The 1604-nt window shown below is 56.7% G+C and carries 1 protein-coding gene and 1 pseudogene; one reads left to right on the top strand and one right to left on the bottom strand.

The window, feature by feature from the left end; translation table 11 throughout:
* A partial coding sequence (locus tag MKK49_RS23410; protein ID WP_244032424.1) for a PAS-domain containing protein occupies positions 1 to 437 on the bottom strand: 437 nt, incomplete at its 3' end.
* A gap of 694 nt (positions 438 to 1131) precedes the next feature.
* Here MKK49_RS23410 and MKK49_RS23415 point away from each other — a divergent pair.
* A pseudogene (locus tag MKK49_RS23415) lies at positions 1132 to 1452 on the top strand (transposase); the annotation flags it as partial.
* Positions 1453 to 1604 lie beyond the last annotated feature (152 nt).

The following is a 1604-nucleotide window of genomic DNA, read 5'->3' on the forward strand; positions in this document are numbered from 1 at the left end:
GCTGCGCGGCGCGCCGTGACGTCTTCGAACGCGACGGCCCATCGGCCGCCCGTGACAGGTTGCAGATGCACTTCCAACAGGTGCCCCTGGAGCGTCACCTCGAAAGTGTGGGTTGCGGGCTGGGCCAAGGAGCGCGGCAGCCGCGTTCTCACCTCACTCCACGTGTCCCCCGCATGATCCCGGATGACATTCAGGACCTGTCGCAGCGAGGATCCTTCGGCAACCGACGCCGCCTGACCGCCGAGAAGACGAAGGGTCTGGCCAGAGGCAAGGACGACCCGTCCGCGCGCGTCTATCAGCAGCAGACCATGACGCATGGCGTTCAGGTAAGGCAGCAAGCCTGCAACAAATGATGGTGGGCCAGCCATAGCACTGGGCTTGAATTCGATGGTCCCCTGTATGGAATCATCGAGTTGATTGCGAAGGGGGTAGGCCATATCGAAGCAATCCGATGCCCTGGGTAAAATTATCTCAACCGAGTTTAATATCGATTGTCTCCGAAAAGCTAAATTTTTACTAAGTTTCGAGCGTGGTGGCTGATTCCAATCGCGGAGGCACAATGTCGCACCATTCTGCTGAAGCCTTCTTGCTACGGGCCATGTCTCCTTCGCTCAGAAGGGAGGCGGCGGAGACGGTCTCATGAGAATGCTCCACCCCCATGGACGCTCACACATTAAGCGGCATCGGGTAGAGGTCGCATGCGGCGTATAGAGACGTCGCTACCTCGGACAGCGCATAAGCAGATTTTGCTTCTGAGTATTATGGATGGGTCTTCGGTCGTCCGCAGCGGGTCGGCACCCATCCGTCAGCTCTCCGAGCGGGGTGAGTGGATTTTTCCATTCCGCTGTCAGGCATCTACGTGATGAAACACGCCCTTCCAAAGTGGGGCAGTATTACTAGTAGATGAGCGTGAAGGTTCCGCCAGGATTTAGGCTTTATTGCGCTTGACTCTCATGGTTGCGAGCAAAATCATTCAGATTTTATATAGAAATTTGTAATAATTTTACGGTACAATATGATAAGTCTTTGAAAAGTAACGTGCTGAAATCGGTTGAATCAAGTTAGGCTCTGGACCCATAAATTTGGCTTGGCAGGAGAGTCTGTGATTCCTTTGTGACGAAGGAGGATCGGATGGACGAGTTTTGGCTGACGGACGCGCAGTTCGAGAGGATCAAGCCACACCTGCCGACAGATACGCGGGGTAAGGAGCGGGTCGATGACCGTCGGGTGATCAGCGGCATCATCCACGTGCTGAAGTCAGGCGGGCGTTGGGTCGATGCGCCCCGCGAAGTCTATGGACCGAGGAAGACGCTCTACAATCGGTTCGTGCGCTGGGCGGCCAAGGGCCTCTGGGCCGATCTGTTCGAGACCCTGGCCAAGGTTGGCGGCCCCCCCTCGCAGGTGCTCATCGATTCCTCGGTTGTGAAGGCGCATCCGGTGGAAAAGGGGGGAGCACAATCAGGCTGACGTCCCCCCATCGCTTTGGTCCGGCTTGAGTGCGAGTTTTCCGGTTTTGTGAGACCCTGACGGGAGGAGCGGAGCCGTGAAGAAGAGCAGGTTCACCGAAGAGCAGATCGCCTTTGCGCTGAAGCAGGCCGAGACTG

The organism is Methylobacterium sp. J-090 (genome assembly GCF_022829345.1).
GTDB lineage: Bacteria > Pseudomonadota > Alphaproteobacteria > Rhizobiales > Beijerinckiaceae > Methylobacterium.